The organism is Chitinophaga vietnamensis, assembly GCF_902167635.1.
Taxonomy (GTDB): domain Bacteria; phylum Bacteroidota; class Bacteroidia; order Chitinophagales; family Chitinophagaceae; genus Chitinophaga; species Chitinophaga vietnamensis.
In genome coordinates, this window is the sequence record NZ_CABHMS010000005.1 from 117063 (window position 1) to 131588 (window position 14526).

Annotated in this window: 11 protein-coding genes; 3 read left to right on the top strand and 8 right to left on the bottom strand. The window is 50.4% G+C overall.

Going from position 1 to position 14526, the window contains the following annotated elements:
* Positions 1-175: 175 nt before the first annotated feature.
* On the top strand, positions 176-1099 hold the full coding sequence (locus FPG75_RS14625; protein WP_143307611.1) for a FecR family protein: 924 nt from the start codon (positions 176-178) through the stop codon (positions 1097-1099).
* 852 nt (positions 1100-1951) lie between these two features.
* Here the strand turns inward: FPG75_RS14625 and FPG75_RS14630 are convergent.
* The 4 genes from FPG75_RS14630 to FPG75_RS14645 form a co-directional block, all read right to left on the bottom strand.
* Complete coding sequence (locus FPG75_RS14630) at positions 1952-2419, bottom strand: MarR family winged helix-turn-helix transcriptional regulator (RefSeq protein WP_143307612.1); 468 nt, start codon at positions 2417-2419, stop codon at positions 1952-1954.
* A 499-nt stretch (positions 2420-2918) separates the two neighbouring features.
* Positions 2919-4094 carry a mannonate dehydratase gene (gene uxuA, locus FPG75_RS14635; protein WP_143307613.1) on the bottom strand — a complete coding sequence of 392 codons (1176 nt, stop codon included), beginning with the start codon at positions 4092-4094 and terminating at the stop codon, positions 2919-2921.
* A 126-nt stretch (positions 4095-4220) separates the two neighbouring features.
* Positions 4221-5540, bottom strand: a complete 1320-nt coding sequence (locus FPG75_RS14640; protein ID WP_143307614.1) for a glycerate kinase type-2 family protein — start codon at positions 5538-5540, stop codon at positions 4221-4223.
* Between the two features lie 116 nt (positions 5541-5656).
* Complete coding sequence (locus tag FPG75_RS14645; protein WP_143307615.1) at positions 5657-6082, bottom strand: hypothetical protein; 426 nt, start codon at positions 6080-6082, stop codon at positions 5657-5659.
* Positions 6083-6291: 209 nt separating this feature from the next.
* Between FPG75_RS14645 and FPG75_RS14650 the strand changes: the two genes are divergently transcribed.
* On the top strand, positions 6292-9342 hold the full coding sequence (locus tag FPG75_RS14650) for an amidohydrolase family protein (RefSeq protein WP_236652797.1): 3051 nt from the start codon (positions 6292-6294) through the stop codon (positions 9340-9342).
* A 26-nt stretch (positions 9343-9368) separates the two neighbouring features.
* Positions 9369-10646 carry an amidohydrolase family protein gene (locus tag FPG75_RS14655; protein ID WP_143307616.1) on the top strand — a complete coding sequence of 426 codons (1278 nt, stop codon included), beginning with the start codon at positions 9369-9371 and terminating at the stop codon, positions 10644-10646.
* Between the two features lie 49 nt (positions 10647-10695).
* On the opposite strand, the gene tyrS is transcribed toward FPG75_RS14655, so the two are convergent.
* From tyrS to rfbB, 4 genes are read right to left on the bottom strand one after another with little or no spacing between them, the layout of a single operon-like run.
* Positions 10696-11979, bottom strand: coding sequence for a tyrosine--tRNA ligase (gene tyrS, locus FPG75_RS14660; protein WP_143307617.1), 1284 nt, complete (start codon positions 11977-11979; stop codon positions 10696-10698).
* Positions 11980-12033: 54 nt separating this feature from the next.
* Positions 12034-12900 carry a dTDP-4-dehydrorhamnose reductase gene (gene rfbD / locus FPG75_RS14665; protein ID WP_143307618.1) on the bottom strand — a complete coding sequence of 289 codons (867 nt, stop codon included), beginning with the start codon at positions 12898-12900 and terminating at the stop codon, positions 12034-12036.
* Positions 12901-12904: 4 nt separating this feature from the next.
* Entirely contained in the window at positions 12905-13459 is a 555-nt protein-coding gene (rfbC, locus tag FPG75_RS14670) for a dTDP-4-dehydrorhamnose 3,5-epimerase (RefSeq protein ID WP_143307619.1), read from the bottom strand.
* 9 nt (positions 13460-13468) lie between these two features.
* Positions 13469-14524 (bottom strand): dTDP-glucose 4,6-dehydratase, encoded by a 1056-nt coding sequence (gene rfbB / locus FPG75_RS14675; RefSeq protein ID WP_143307620.1) that lies wholly within the window; start codon positions 14522-14524, stop codon positions 13469-13471.
* Positions 14525-14526: the final 2 nt, after the last annotated feature.

Sequence of the window (14526 nt, forward strand, 5' to 3'; positions counted from 1 at the left end):
TCTTACTAAAGTATTAAACCTTGCGGAGCTGGCCTAATAAATTTAATTACAACATACGCATTCAGAATTTTGGTATATTAGCCGCCGCAAGCACAGCAAATGTGCTGCAGTGGAGGAACACAGCAGAGGGTTACGGCGCCGGCGCCGTGGGTTCACAGGAAGGACAGTAGCAATTATGTATCAGCCGACTACCGAGATTACAGATCTGATCATACGTTTTATCAATGCACCGCATGATCCTGCATTGCAGGAACAGATCGCTATGCGTAAATCAGAGAGCGAAGAACAGGCCGCTTATATTGAACACATGCTTCAGGCCTGGTTGCAACCTGCCGAGAAAAAAACAGCTCCGCCACCTGTTACCATACCTTACTGGAAAACCTGGTCATGCGCTGCTATCACCCTTGCAGCGCTGCTGCTGGTACTAGGCGCATTTTATTTCTTCCATCGCCCGCAAACATTGCTCTCCAATGTTAATCAAACCGGCTATATCGATTCCTTTATTCTCTCTGATGGCAGCAAGGCCGTGCTGAACAAGAATACCGCTATCCGCTATCCTGCGCGTTTTGAGAAAGGAAAAAGATATATGGAGATGAGCAGGGGAGAAGCCTATTTTGATGTGAGCGGCCATTCCGCTACCATTTTCGAGATGAAAGTGAACGACGTTACCCTGCACACGGATGCTGCGGCCTTCAATGTGCGGGTAGATGAAAATGGCGTCATCCTATTTGTGGTACGCGGGAAACTATCGATGGAAGCGGGTTCCGGCGAGCCGCTATCTCTCACGGCCAATATGCAGGGTAGCTGGCAAAAGCAGCAGTTGCGGTCGGAACGCTTGCATAGCCAGGCTTCGCTGGCCTGGAAAACAGGCCGGCTGCGCTTTAACAACGTGCCATTGAAAGAAGTGCTGGATGCGGTGAATACCTATTACGATATCCAGGTGGAAGTGCCGCCTTCTGCACAAAGTGCGCTGCAACGCAAGCTAACCGCTAATTTCGATAGCGAAGGCCCCGAGCAGGTGTTGGCGGTGATCAGTAAAAAACTGAATGTTCATATTACCCGCGATAAAGAAGGGCGCTATTATCTCACCATCAAATAAATTTTGTTGTATAAATACGAGGTAGGTGTCGCCCCTATGGGGCGGTACGTTGGTAGCTCGTGTTTTATCTACCAACATTTCGCCCCTACGGGGCGGTATATTGATGGCTCGTGTTTTATCTACCAATATATCGCCCCTACGGGGCGGTATATTGATGGCTCGTGTTTTATCTACCAATATATCGCCCCTACGGGGCGGTATATTGATGGCTCGTGTTTTATCTACCAATATATCGCCCCTACGGGGCGGTATATTGATGGCTCGTGTTTTATCTACCAATATATCGCCCCTACGGGGCGGTATATTGATGGCTCGTGTTTTATCTACCAACATTTCGCCCCTACGGGGCGGTATATTGATGGCTCGTGTTTTATCTACCAATATATCGCCCCTACGGGGCGGTATATTGATGGCTCGTGTTTTATCTACCAATATATCGCCCCTACGGGGCGGTATATTGATGGCTCGTGTTTTATCTACCAATATATCGCCCCTACGGGGCGGTATATTGATGGCTCGTGTTTTATCTACCAATATATCGCCCCTACGGGGCGGTACGTTGATGGCTCGTGTTTATCTACCAACATTTCGCCCCTACGGGGCGGTATATTGGTAGCTCGTGTTTTGTCTACCAATATTTCGCCCCTAAAGGGCGGTATATTGATGGCTCGTGTTTTATCTACCAACATTTCGCCCTTACGGAGCGGTATATTGATGGCTCGTGTTTTATCTACCAACATTTCGCCCCTACGGGGCGGTATATTGGTAGCTCGCGTTTTGTTTACCAATACCTCGCCCCGTAGGGGCGAGATCCATTTGTTATTCATGAATAACTCCTACGGCTATACGTAATTACAAGCCCAGGCCTTTGTTAAGTTTGATCAACAGGCTTTTCAGTTGCGCCATGTCTTTATCTCCCAGGATATCCGTATAGCTATGCTCCACTTCTTCTACACTTTCGGCAGCGTTGATCACCAGTTTTTTTCCTTTTTCTGTGAGGAAGATCACGCTGGCGCGATTGTCGGTATCGTGCTTGCGGGAATTGATATAGCCATCTGCTTCCAGGTTCTTCACCACTTTGCTCATGGCCTGTTTGGAGATACGGGCTTTGCGCGCCAGGTCGTTGTTGATAGTTCCATGTGCATCGATGTTAATCAACAGCACCATATCGCCCAGCTTGAAATCCCGGTAGCCGCGTTCCTGTAGTTTTTCCGTGATCTGGTTGTCCATGTCTTTTTTCAGCAGATTGATCAGCCTGGCCAGGCTATGGGGACGTTTGGCCATGCAGGCTTCGTAACGCGCATCAATTGAATTGCTCATCAAGTGTCGTTATAGGTTTAGTACTGTAATGCTACGAAAATATTTAGAATCTGGAAAAAAGTCAACTAATTTGTCTATTTGGTAATCTTGGTTTACCTTTGTGGGTAATAAGGTAAGTCAATATTACGCAAGGCATTAATTACTGACTGGAATTGATGATAAGAATGAGCTAAATTGTTTTCGTAGTGTGTTTCAATACCCCGGTGTTTTTTCAGCACCGGGTTTATTTTTTCCCGCAAAGAAGCAAAGAAGCAAAGGCGCAAAGCAATATAGATCGAAGTGGATCTTTGTTACTTTGCGCCTTTGCTTCTTTGCGTCTTTGCTGGAAATATTCTTCTTTCAAAATATATAAAGCAGCGGTATTTGCAGCTGTAATTAGCGGTTACAGTGTGATCTTATCAACTACGCTTTCTGCTTTGGTGTAACATCTCAGTCCGACGATGGTATTGCTGATCCCCACCTTGAAACTTTGTGCAGACCTGATGTTGGTAGACGTCAGTCAATCAGAGCCTAAAGCCCCGGCTATACCCGCTTCCAGGCCACGCAGTTCTGCCAGGCCGCGCAGGCGGCCGATAGCGCTGTAACCGGGATTGGTTTTCTTATGCAGGTCGTCCAGCATCTGGTGCCCATGATCCGGGCGCATCGGGATGGATACGTGACGGCGTTTCATAGTAAGCAGGATGTTCTTCACTACATTGAACATATCCACATCTCCTTCGAGGTGATTAGCCTCATGGAAATTGCCCAGTGCATCGCGTTGGGTGCTGCGCAGATGAATGAAATGGATATGATCGCCGAGACGGTCTACCATGCCTGGCAGGTCATTATCGGCGCGTACGCCGTAAGAGCCGGTGCAGAAACACAGGCCGTTGGATTTATAGGGCGCCGCTGCCAGCAGTTCTTTGGCATCCTGTTCTGTGCTCACTACGCGTGGCAAGCCGAAGATGGGGAAGGGAGGATCATCCGGATGGATGGCCAGTTTCACGCCCGCTTCTTCTGCTACGGGAGCGATCTGTTGCAGGAAATAGAAGAGATGCAGTTTCAGCTGGGTAGCGTCGATGTTTTTGTATTTGTCCAGCGCCGCCTGGAATTTCTCCAGCGTGAAGCTCTCTTCGGAGCCGGGCAGGCCGGCGATGATGTTCTTTTGCAGCAATGCCTTCTCTTCGTTGGTCATGCTGTCGAAATGTTCTTTGGCGCGGGCGATATCTTCATCGCTGTAATCTTTCTCCGCGTTGGGCCTTGCGAGCATAAAGAGGTCGAAGGCCATGTAGGCTGCTTTCTCGAAGCGCAGGGCTTTGGAGCCGTCGGCCACCGTATACGAGAGATCGGTGCGGGTCCAGTCCAGCACCGGCATGAAGTTATACGTCACGGTTTTGATACCGCAGGCGGCGAGGTTGCGCAAGGTTTGCTGATAGTGGGCAATATAATCCCGGAACCGGCCGCTCTGTGTTTTGATATCTTCGTGTACCGGCACGCTCTCCACTACCGACCAGGTAAGGCCCGCCGCTTCTATCGCTGTTTTTCTCTGTAAAATCTCCTCCTTCGTCCACACCGTTCCGTTAGGCACATGGTGCAATGCTGTGACGATGCCGGTAGCTCCTGCCTGTTTGATATCAGACAAACTCACCGGATCATCAGGCCCGAACCAACGCCATGTCTGTTCCATTCTCAGCATAATGCAATTGGGTTTATATCTCTAATAACTTATTGATCCAAACCCCAAAAATAAAATCTCTCTGCACATATACAAACTTTATGTGGAAGAAAAAGCGGAGAACCGCTACCAGCAAGGATAGCGAGTTTATGCCTTCGCTGTAATGAGCAGGATCATCAGGTCCATTACATTCGTTTGCGTAGGACCGGTGATGAGGAGTCCACCTGTTTGATGGAAGAAATGCCAGGCATCGTTGTTGTCGAGAAAGTCATTAGCATGGAGATGAAGGGCTTTGGCTTCCTTTAACGTATAGCCGTTAACGATAGCGCCGGCGGCATCGGTGGGGCCGTCGGTACCATCGGTGCCGGCGCTCAGGAGGGTGATATTTGTTTGTCCTTCCAGCGCAATCGCCGCTGCCAGCGCGAGTTCCTGGTTACGGCCTCCTTTGCCGGTACCGCGGATGGTGACGGTAGTTTCCCCGCCTGCCAGCAGGCAGGCCGGCAAAGGGCCTTGATAGTCCATCGCTGTTTGTACCAGCTGCCGGGCTACCTGGCGCGCTTCTCCGCTAAGATCATCCTGCAATAAGCGCGTATGATACCCCAGGCTGCGCGCCTTGCTGGCAGCTGCTTTCAGGGCAATGCGGTTGGTGCCTGCGAGGATGTTGTGTACATGCTCCCACGGTGCGTTGCCCGCCTTGGGCGTGTCGGGGATGCGGCCTGCGAGACCGTCTTCAATATGTTGCAGCAAAGGCTGCGGCATTTTTTGGGTGAGATGATATTTTTGGAGAATGTGCAGGGTGTCTGCAAAGGTGCCAGGGTCGGGCACTGCAGGGCCTGAGCCGATCACGTTGAGCTGGTCACCCACCACATCGCTGAGGATGATGGTGTACAAAGTGGCCGGATATATTTGCTGTGCGAGCTGACCGCCTTTGATATGAGAGAGATGTTTCCGCACGGTATTTATTTCGCTGATGTCGGCGCCGCTTTGCAGCAGCAACTCAAAGAGCGCCTGCACTTCCTGCAAGGAACCGCCGGCCGGAACATCGGCCAGCAGCGCGGAAGCGCCGCCTGATAACAAAAATATCACTACGTCGGCAGCTTGCAGGTGTTGCAGCTGTGCGAGCAATCTCACGGTGGCGGCTACACTGTTTTCGTCCGGCACTGGATGGCCTGCTTCCAGCAGTTCGATGTGCGCTAACGGTAACGCATGTCCGTACTTGGTAACAACAAACCCGCTGAGCGGGAAATGCGGCGATACCACCCGCTCCAGCTCCTGTGCCATGGCGGCTGCGGCTTTGCCTGCGCCCACCACCACGATGCGCGCCCCTGGCGATAATACCACGGCTTCGCTATTGAGGTAAAGCGTGCCATCTTTTACCTGCACAGTATCCCGGATCAGCCGTTGCGGATGTACCGCCGCTACCGCATGCCGGAAAATAGAAACGATATCTTGCTCAGGGTGTACCATAAAAAATTACGGATTACGAATTAAGAATTACGGAGTTGTGGGAAGGTCATCATTTGCTTATCTTCCCACAACTCCGTAATTCTTAATTCGTAATCCGTAATTTAAAGTTTTTTGAATTATTGCGTTCTGGCTTCTTTCTTCTGCCTTTTCTTCTCCATCTTGGCTTCCAGGTGTTCTTTCTTGCGCAGCTCCCAGTCGTTCCAACGTTTGTATTGCGATGCGGTGAGCACAGATTTAAAGCGCTGGCTGCGCTCATTGTTCAAGGCTTTCACCTGTAGCATCCGTTCCTTGTGCGTGAGGGATTTGTTTTTCCGCAGCTCGTCCATGCGGCGAACGATATCGCTGTTGATCGCATAGATCTCTTTATCCTGATCTTTGTTGAGTCCCAGCTGGCGTGAGATCTTGTCGCTCATTTTATCGGCTCTTCCTTCCACGCTCCAGCGGCCTTTTACATCGCTGCTATCCTGCGCGCGGGCGCCGGTGGCGGCGCCTGTCAGCAAGCCTGCGAGGAGTAACAGGGTATAGATGGAAAATATCTTCATAGCATATCTGATTAATGAATATAAACAAACATAACGGCCAAATGCCTTTCAAATTATCCCTTTTTCGTGTTAATCCAAAACCATACATCCCGGAAAACCGGTACAAGTTTGATACCACTCATAAAAAAAATCGATTTTTACTTAGAGCGGCCTGTATCATTTCCTAAATTTAACCGCAACTAAGTCTGAATCGCTATAAAAAACTTTACATGAAAAAAGCTTTTGAGAAACCCGGAGCGGCTCCGCTGTTCCGCGGACTGGCCCTAGCCATTAACAGGCATCGCGGCAAATCCATGCTGCTGGCGCTGTTATTGGCAGGCACCTATGCCAGCGCCCAGGAAACGTTTCCTGTTAATGGCATCGCCGATCCACATGAAGGCTGCTTTGCCTTCACACATGCCACTATTGTCAGAGATGCGCAAACCACCCTCTCCAATGCTACGCTCGTGATCCGCGATGGCAAGATTGTAGCCGCCGATGCCAATGCCGCCATCCCGAAAGATGCAGTGATAGTGGATTGCAAAGGCAAGTACATCTATCCCTCTTTCATTGACCTGTACAGCAACTATGGCCTCGGCGAAGCCAAAAGAGGCGGGTCGGCCTGGAATGCGCCACCACAGTTCCTTTCCAACACCAAAGGCGCTTATGGCTGGAATCAGGCCATCCGGAGTGAAGTGAATGCGGCATCCCTTTTTGTAACAGACGATAGCAAAGCCGCCACCCTCCGTGAAGCCGGTTTCGGCACAGTGCTCACCCAGCAGCAGGATGGCATTGCGCGCGGCACCGCGGCTCTCGTTACCCTCGCCTCCGACCGCGAGAACAAAGTGATCATCCGGGAAAAGGCCGCAGCCGCCTACTCTTTTGATAAAGGCAGCTCTACGCAAAACTATCCTAACTCCCTCATGGGATCTATCGCGCTGCTGCGACAAACCTACCTGGATGCACAATGGTATAAATCACAACCCGCCAAAGAGGGCGTGAACCTCAGCTTGCAGGCATGGAACGAAAACCAGCAACTGCCGCAGCTTTTCGCGGTATCAGATAAATGGGATGCCCTGCGCGCCGACAAGATCGGCGATGAATTTGGCGTGCAATATATCATCAAAGCCGGTGGTAACGAATACCAGCGCATGAAGGAAATGGCCGCTACCAAAGCCACTTTCATCCTGCCGCTCAACTTCCCCGGCGCCATCGATGTAGAAGACCCGGCGGATGCGCGTTACGTGTCGCTGGCCGATATGAAGAACTGGGAAATGGCGCCCTCCGAGCCCGCCGCCTTCGAAAAGGCCAATATCCCCTTCTGCCTCACCGCAGCCGATATCAAAGATGTGAAAACCTTCCTCTCGCAAGTGCGCAAAGCCATCGATTATGGCCTCAGCGAACAGAAAGCCCTGGAAGCGCTTACCAAAACGCCTGCTACCACCCTGAAAATCTACGACAAGGTAGGTAGCCTGGAACCCGGCAAGCTGGCCAATTTCCTCATCACTTCTGCTCCCCTGTTCCGCGACAATACCGTTGTGTTACAGAACTGGGTACAGGGCAACCGGTATGTGATCAAGGAAGATGGATGGAAAGATATCCGCGGCACTTATACGCTCACCTTCACGCCTGGCAACAGCTACACCATCGAGGTGAAAGGCACGGCCACCGCGCCTTTGGTGTCCGTACTGCAAAAAGATACTTTATCCGGAAAGATAGATGTGAACAACAAACTGATCACACTTTCATTCCCCCTGCAAAAAAATGGCAGCGCAGTACGCCTCAGTGGTATGGTCGGCGACAACAGCTGGACCGGTACCGGCACTGATACTACTGGCGCCATCGTAAGATGGAATGCCGCATTCGTAAAGGCTTTGCCGGAGAAAGCCGATTCCGCAAAGAAGAAAGCGCCCATCGATGCCGGCCCGCTCTACTTCCCCTTCAATGGCTATGGCTGGGATAAATTACCGCAGCAACAGGATATCCTCATCAAAAATGCAACGGTATGGACCAATGAAAAAGAAGGCAAGCTGGAAAATACTGATGTGTTGATCCGCAGTGGCAAGATCGCGCAGGTAGGCAAAGGCCTCGCAGCCGGAAATGCCCGCGTGATCGACGGTACAGGCAAACATGTGACTGCCGGTATTATCGATGAGCATTCACATATCGCCATCTCGAAAGGCGTCAATGAATCTTCCCAATCTGTTACCTCGGAAGTTCGTATAGCCGATGTCGTTAACCCGGATGATATCAACATCTATCGTCAGCTCAGTGGCGGCGTTACCGCCTCGCACCTGTTGCACGGCAGCGCCAATGCCATCGGTGGACAGTCGCAGCTGGTGAAACTCCGCTGGGGACAGAACGCTGAAGAGATGAAGGTAGCTGGATGGGACCCCTTCATCAAATTCGCGCTGGGCGAAAACGTGAAACAATCCAACTGGGGCGAGCGTAACACCGTTCGTTTCCCGCAAACAAGGATGGGCGTGGAACAGATCTATATGGATGCGTTTACCCGTGCCCGTGACTATGAGCAACAAGGCCCCGGCAAGCGCCGCGACCTGGAGCTGGACGCCCTCGTGGAGATCCTCCACCATAAACGTTTTATCACCTGTCACTCCTATGTACAGAGCGAGATCAACATGTTGATGCATGTGGCAGATACTTTCCATTTCCATGTAAACACCTTTACGCATATCCTCGAAGGGTATAAAGTGGCCGACAAGATGAAGGCCCATGGCGCCGGCGCCGGCACCTTCGCCGACTGGTGGGCATACAAAATGGAAGTACAGGACGCCATCCCCACCAATGCCGCTATCATGAGCCAGGTGGGAGTAGTCACGGCAATCAATTCCGACGACGCTGAAATGGCACGCCGCCTCAACCAGGAAGCCGCCAAAAGCGTGAAATACGCGGGCATGACCGAAGAAGACGCCTTCAAAATGGTGACTCTCAATCCTGCCAAACTGCTGCATGTGGATAACCGCATGGGAAGTATCAAAGTGGGAAAAGATGCAGACGTAGTTGTATGGAGCGATGATCCGCTGAGCATCTACGCCAAAGCAGAAAAGACGATTGTAGATGGTATCGTGGAATTTGACCGCGACTATGACCTGCAACTGCGCCAGCGCATTGCCGCGGAGCGCAACCGCCTCATTCAGAAACTGCTGGGCGAAAAGAAAAAAGGTACGCCCACGCAGAAAACTGCTTCGCCGCGCGATGAGGTGTATCATTGTGAAGACCTGCAAGGCGGCCATCAGCGCAGCAGTGTAGTGGTGGAATAACGCTCATCTCAAAACCAGACATCAACATGAAAAAATATCATCTGTTATATATCGCGATGCTTGCAGCAGGCCTGCAACCCGCCGCTGCACAGGAAACCATGTCTCCTGCGCCTGCACAGGACAAACCTGTATACCTCACTAATGCTACTATCCATGTGGGTAACGGGCAAGTTATAGAACATGGCACCATTGCCTTCGCCAAAGGCAAGATCACTGCGGTAGGCAGCAATGTGGCCACCACAGCGGATGGCAAGGTGGTAGACCTGAAAGGACAACACGTGTATCCCGGTATCATTGCACCGGAAACCAGCCTGGGCCTGGTAGAATTTGAAAGCGTGCGCGCCACCATTGATGCGCGCGAAGTAGGAGAGATCAACCCTTCCGTGCGTTCGCTGATCGCGTACAATGCCGATTCCAAAGTGATCAACACATTACGCTCCAATGGCATACTGCTGGCGCAGGTAACGCCCGAAGGCGGTATCATCAGCGGCACTTCCTCCGTAGTGCAACTCGACGCCTGGAACTGGGAAGATGCTGCTTACAAAACGGATAATGCGATGCACTTTTTTATCCCGCGTTTGTTATTCTTCGGTAACAACGCTTCCGAGCAGCTGAAAAATGCTTTGCAGAAAATAGAAAGCGTAAGAACTTTCTTCCGCGATGCCAAAGCCTACCTGGCTGAAAGCAAGCACACGGCCACCAACCTCAAGTTCGAAGCCATGCGCCGTCTTTTCAACAAAGAACAAAAACTCTTTATCCACACCGATATGATGAAAGAGATGCTGATCGCAGTTGATTTTGCTAAAGAATTTGACATCGATGTGGTGATCGTAGGCGGTGGCGATGCCTGGCGCATGGCGGATATCCTCAAACAGCACAACATTCCCATTGTACTGAACCAGCCACACGGCCTGCCCGAAATGGCGGACGATGATATCGACCAACCTTATAAAACCGCTGCCATGCTGCAAAAGGCAGGCATCCTGTTTTGCATCAGCAACGAAGGTTTCTGGCAGCAGCGCAACCTCCCGTTCAACGCCGGCACTGCCAGCGCATTCGGCCTGTCGAAAGAAGAGGCATTAAGCGCCATCACGCTCAATGCGGCTAAAATACTGGGCATCGATGCACGCACCGGCTCCCTCGAAACCGGCAAAGACGCCAATATCACGGTCAGCACCGGCGATATCCTGGACATGCGTTCCAGCGTGATCACCAAAGCGTTTATTCAAGGACGTGAGATCAACCTGGATAATAAACAGAAACAGTTGTACGAAAAGTACGAGAAGAAATACGGATTAAAATAAGTAGGAGAAAGCCCTTGAAGCGCCCGAAGCGCTTCAAGGGCTATTAACGTTAAACAGCTTTAACGAGATAGTAGTTTTTCTTTCCTTTCTGGAAGAGAATATATTTATCGCGCAGCAAAGATGAAGTGTTCACCACTGTATCAATGCCTTCGATCTTTTGTTTGTTCATGCTCACACCGCCGCCCTGCACGGTTTTGCGGGCTTCTCCCTTACTCGGGAAAATACCGGTTTCAGCGAGCAGGCTCACCACATCTTTACCGGCTTCGATATCAGTTTTAGCTACTTCAAATTGCGGAACACCGGCCATTACATCCAGCAGTTGCTCTTCTGTGAGAGATACCAGCAGTTCGGCCGTATCATTTCTGAACAACAGTTCAGATGCTTTTACCGCGAAGTCATAATGTTGCTCACCATGAATGAAAACCGTCACTTCTTTGGCGAGGCGCTTCTGTAGAAGGCGCTGCTCGGGAGCCTGGCGGTGTTGCTCAATGAGCGTTTCCACTTCAGGCTGTTCGAGGAACGTGAATATCTTGATATAACTTTCTGCATCCACATCTGATGTGTTCAGCCAGAACTGGTAGAACATATAAGGTGAAGTACGCTCCGGATCGAGCCATACCGTGCCTTGTTCTGTTTTACCGAATTTGGTGCCATCAGCTTTTTTGATGAGCGGGCAAGTGAAGGCAAAGGCTTCCCCACCGGCTTTGCGGCGGATCAGCTCTGTGCCGGTAACGATGTTACCCCATTGGTCGGAGCCGCCCATTTGCAGTTTACAATTCTTGGCGGTGAAGAGATGATAGAAATCGTAACCCTGTATCAGCTGATAGGTAAATTCAGTGAACGACATACCATTATCGCCTTCGATCCGTTTTTTCACGGAATCTTTGGCCATCATATAGTTCACGGTGATGTGCTTACCGGTATCGCGGATAAAGTCGAGGAAAGAAATATGTTGGAACCAGTCGAAATTATTGACCATTTCTGCTGCATTGGCTTTGGCCGGATCGAAGTCCAGGAAGCGTTCCAGCTGTGCCTTGATACCTGCTACGTTGAAGCTGAGCGTTTCAAGGTCGAGCATCTTTCTTTCTTCTGCTTTGAATGAGGGGTCGCCTACCATGCCGGTGGCGCCGCCTACCAGCGCCAGTGGCTTGTGACCTGCCTTTTGCAGGTGTACCAGCAAGAGGATAGGTACCAGGCTGCCGATATGCAAAGAGGCCGCAGTAGGATCAAAGCCGATGTAGGCAGTGGTCATTTCCTTTTGCAGTTGTTCTTCTGTACCAGGCATCATATCCTGTAACATCCCCCGCCAGCGCAGTTCTTCTATCAGATTCATGATTTTATATAAATTGTAAGAACGCGAAGTTCGAACTTATTTTCGGTAATGGTATTACATATTTTTCAGGCAGCGTTGCAGGCTGTCGTGCCAGTAAGGTACTTGTATACCAAAGGTTTCTTTGATCTTTTCTTTGTTAAGTACGCTATAGGCGGGCCTTTTCGCGGCTGTCTGGTATTTATCGGAAGTCACTGCCGTGATCTTCGTAGTGGCGTTGGTGAGCGTTTTGATCGCGATGGCGAAGTCGTACCAGCTGGTAACGCCTTCATTGCTATAGTGATAAATGCCGCCCACTGCGGTTTCCGGATGGTCTGCTTTATATTGCAATATATCCAGGATCGTGTTGGCCAGGTCGCCGGCGTAGGTGGGCGTACCTACCTGGTCGAATACAACAGTCAGTTCTTCTCTCTCCTGCATGAGTTCCCGCATGCGTTTTACGAAGTTGACAGCGTATTCAGAATAGAGCCAGGAGGTGCGGATCACGATGGTGTCTGCATTTTCGCTGGTAGCCGCAGCTTCGCCACGTAGTTTGGAGGCGCCATAGATGCTTTGTGGATCGGCATCATCGGTTTCTTTATAAGGCCGGTAATGGTTGCCACTGAAAACATAATCGGTGGAGATGTGCAGCAGCTGGGTATTATGCTTGTTACAGGTTTCTGCCAGCGCCAGCACCGCCTGGAAATTGAGGAGGAAGGCTTTGTCTTCGTCAGACTCGGCTTTGTCTACCGCGGTATAGGCGGCGCAGTTGATGCAGGCATCCGGTTGGTTGGCGGAGAACCAGGCCTCCAGCGCTTCCGGGCTGGTAATGTCGAGATCTTCGTAATCGGTGCAGAGCAGGTTGAATTGCGGGTAGCTGGCCACTGCTTTTTTGAGTGCCTGTCCTAATTGTCCGTTTGCGCCGGTAACAAGAATATTTTTCATACGATTAAAAAACGAAGTTGTGAGAGATGTCAGCCAGTTTGGGAAGTATCAGGTCTTTTTCTGAAACAACAGCATCTTTCAGATCAATGCCCCAGTTGATTTCCAGCGCCGGATCATTATAAAGGATGCCGCCTTCACTTGCTTTATGGTAGAAGTTATCGCACTTGTACATCACTTCTGCGGTTTCACTGATCACAGAATAGCCGTGGGCAAAGCCTTTGGGCACCAGCAGCTGTAATTTATTTTCTGCGCTCAATTCTATCGTGAAGGATTTGCCGTAAGTAGGCGAGCCTTTACGGATATCCACCACGGCGTCGATGATGCGGCCTTCCAGCACGCGTACCAGCTTGGTTTGCGCATGGGGCTCCAGTTGGTAGTGGAGGCCGCGTAATACGCCATAGGAGGAGCGGGCCTGGTTATCCTGCACAAATTTGTATTCGATACCGGCATCGCTGAATGTGCTCGCATTATAGCTCTCAAAAAAATATCCCCGGTGGTCACCGTGTACTTTGGGCTCGTAAATCAGCAGGCCCGGTATATTGGTTTCTTGAAATGGCATAACTCTCGGCTATCGTTTTTGATATTGTTCGTTGTAATATTTCTGATAGTCGCCACTGGTAACATGTTGCAGCCATTCTTCATTGGCCAGGTACCAGTCAACCGTTTTCTCCAGTCCTTCTTCGAACTGAAGGGAGGGAGACCAGCCCAGTTCCTTGTTCAGTTTAGTGGCATCGATGGCGTAGCGGAGATCGTGGCCTGCACGGTCTTTCACGAAGGTGATCAGTTTGGCAGAAGTGCCTGGTTCACGGCCTAGTTTTTTGTCCATGATCTGGCACAACAGCTGAATGAGATCGATGTTTTTCCATTCGTTGAAGCCGCCGATATTGTAGGTTTCACCTACTTTACCGTTATGGAAGATGGTATCGATCGCACGGGCATGATCATTTACGTATAGCCAATCCCGTACGTTTTCACCTTTACCATACACCGGTACCGGTTTGTTGTTCTTGATATTATGGATCGCCAGCGGAATCAGTTTCTCCGGAAAATGGTGCGAGCCATAATTGTTGGAACAATTAGAGATGATAGCCGGGAGATGATAGGTGTGATAGTAGGCCATCACGAAATGGTCTGAACTAGCTTTGGACGCGGAATACGGCGACCTGGGATCGTAAGCGGTAGTTTCATGGAAGAAACCTTCTTCCCCTAATGATCCATATACTTCATCCGTGGAAACATGATAGAAGAGTTTACCGGCCGGCTGTTCTTTCCAATATTTACGGGCGGTATTCAGTAACACGGCCGTACCCAGGACATTTGTTTTAATGAATGCCAGGGGTTCCATAATGGAGCGGTCTACATGGCTTTCAGCAGCCAGGTGGATAACACCGTCGAATTGGTATTGCTGAAAGAGCTGGTCGATAAAGGCTTCATCAGTGATGTCTCCTTTTTCAAAGATGTAATTTGGTTTGTCTTTTACATCCACCAGGTTTTCCAGGTTACCGGCATACGTAAGCGCGTCAAGATTTACGATCTGGTAGTCGGGGTATTTATTCACAAATAACCGTACCACGTGTGATCCAATAAAGCCGGCGCCACCTGTAATTAAAAGTTTCCGCTTCATTC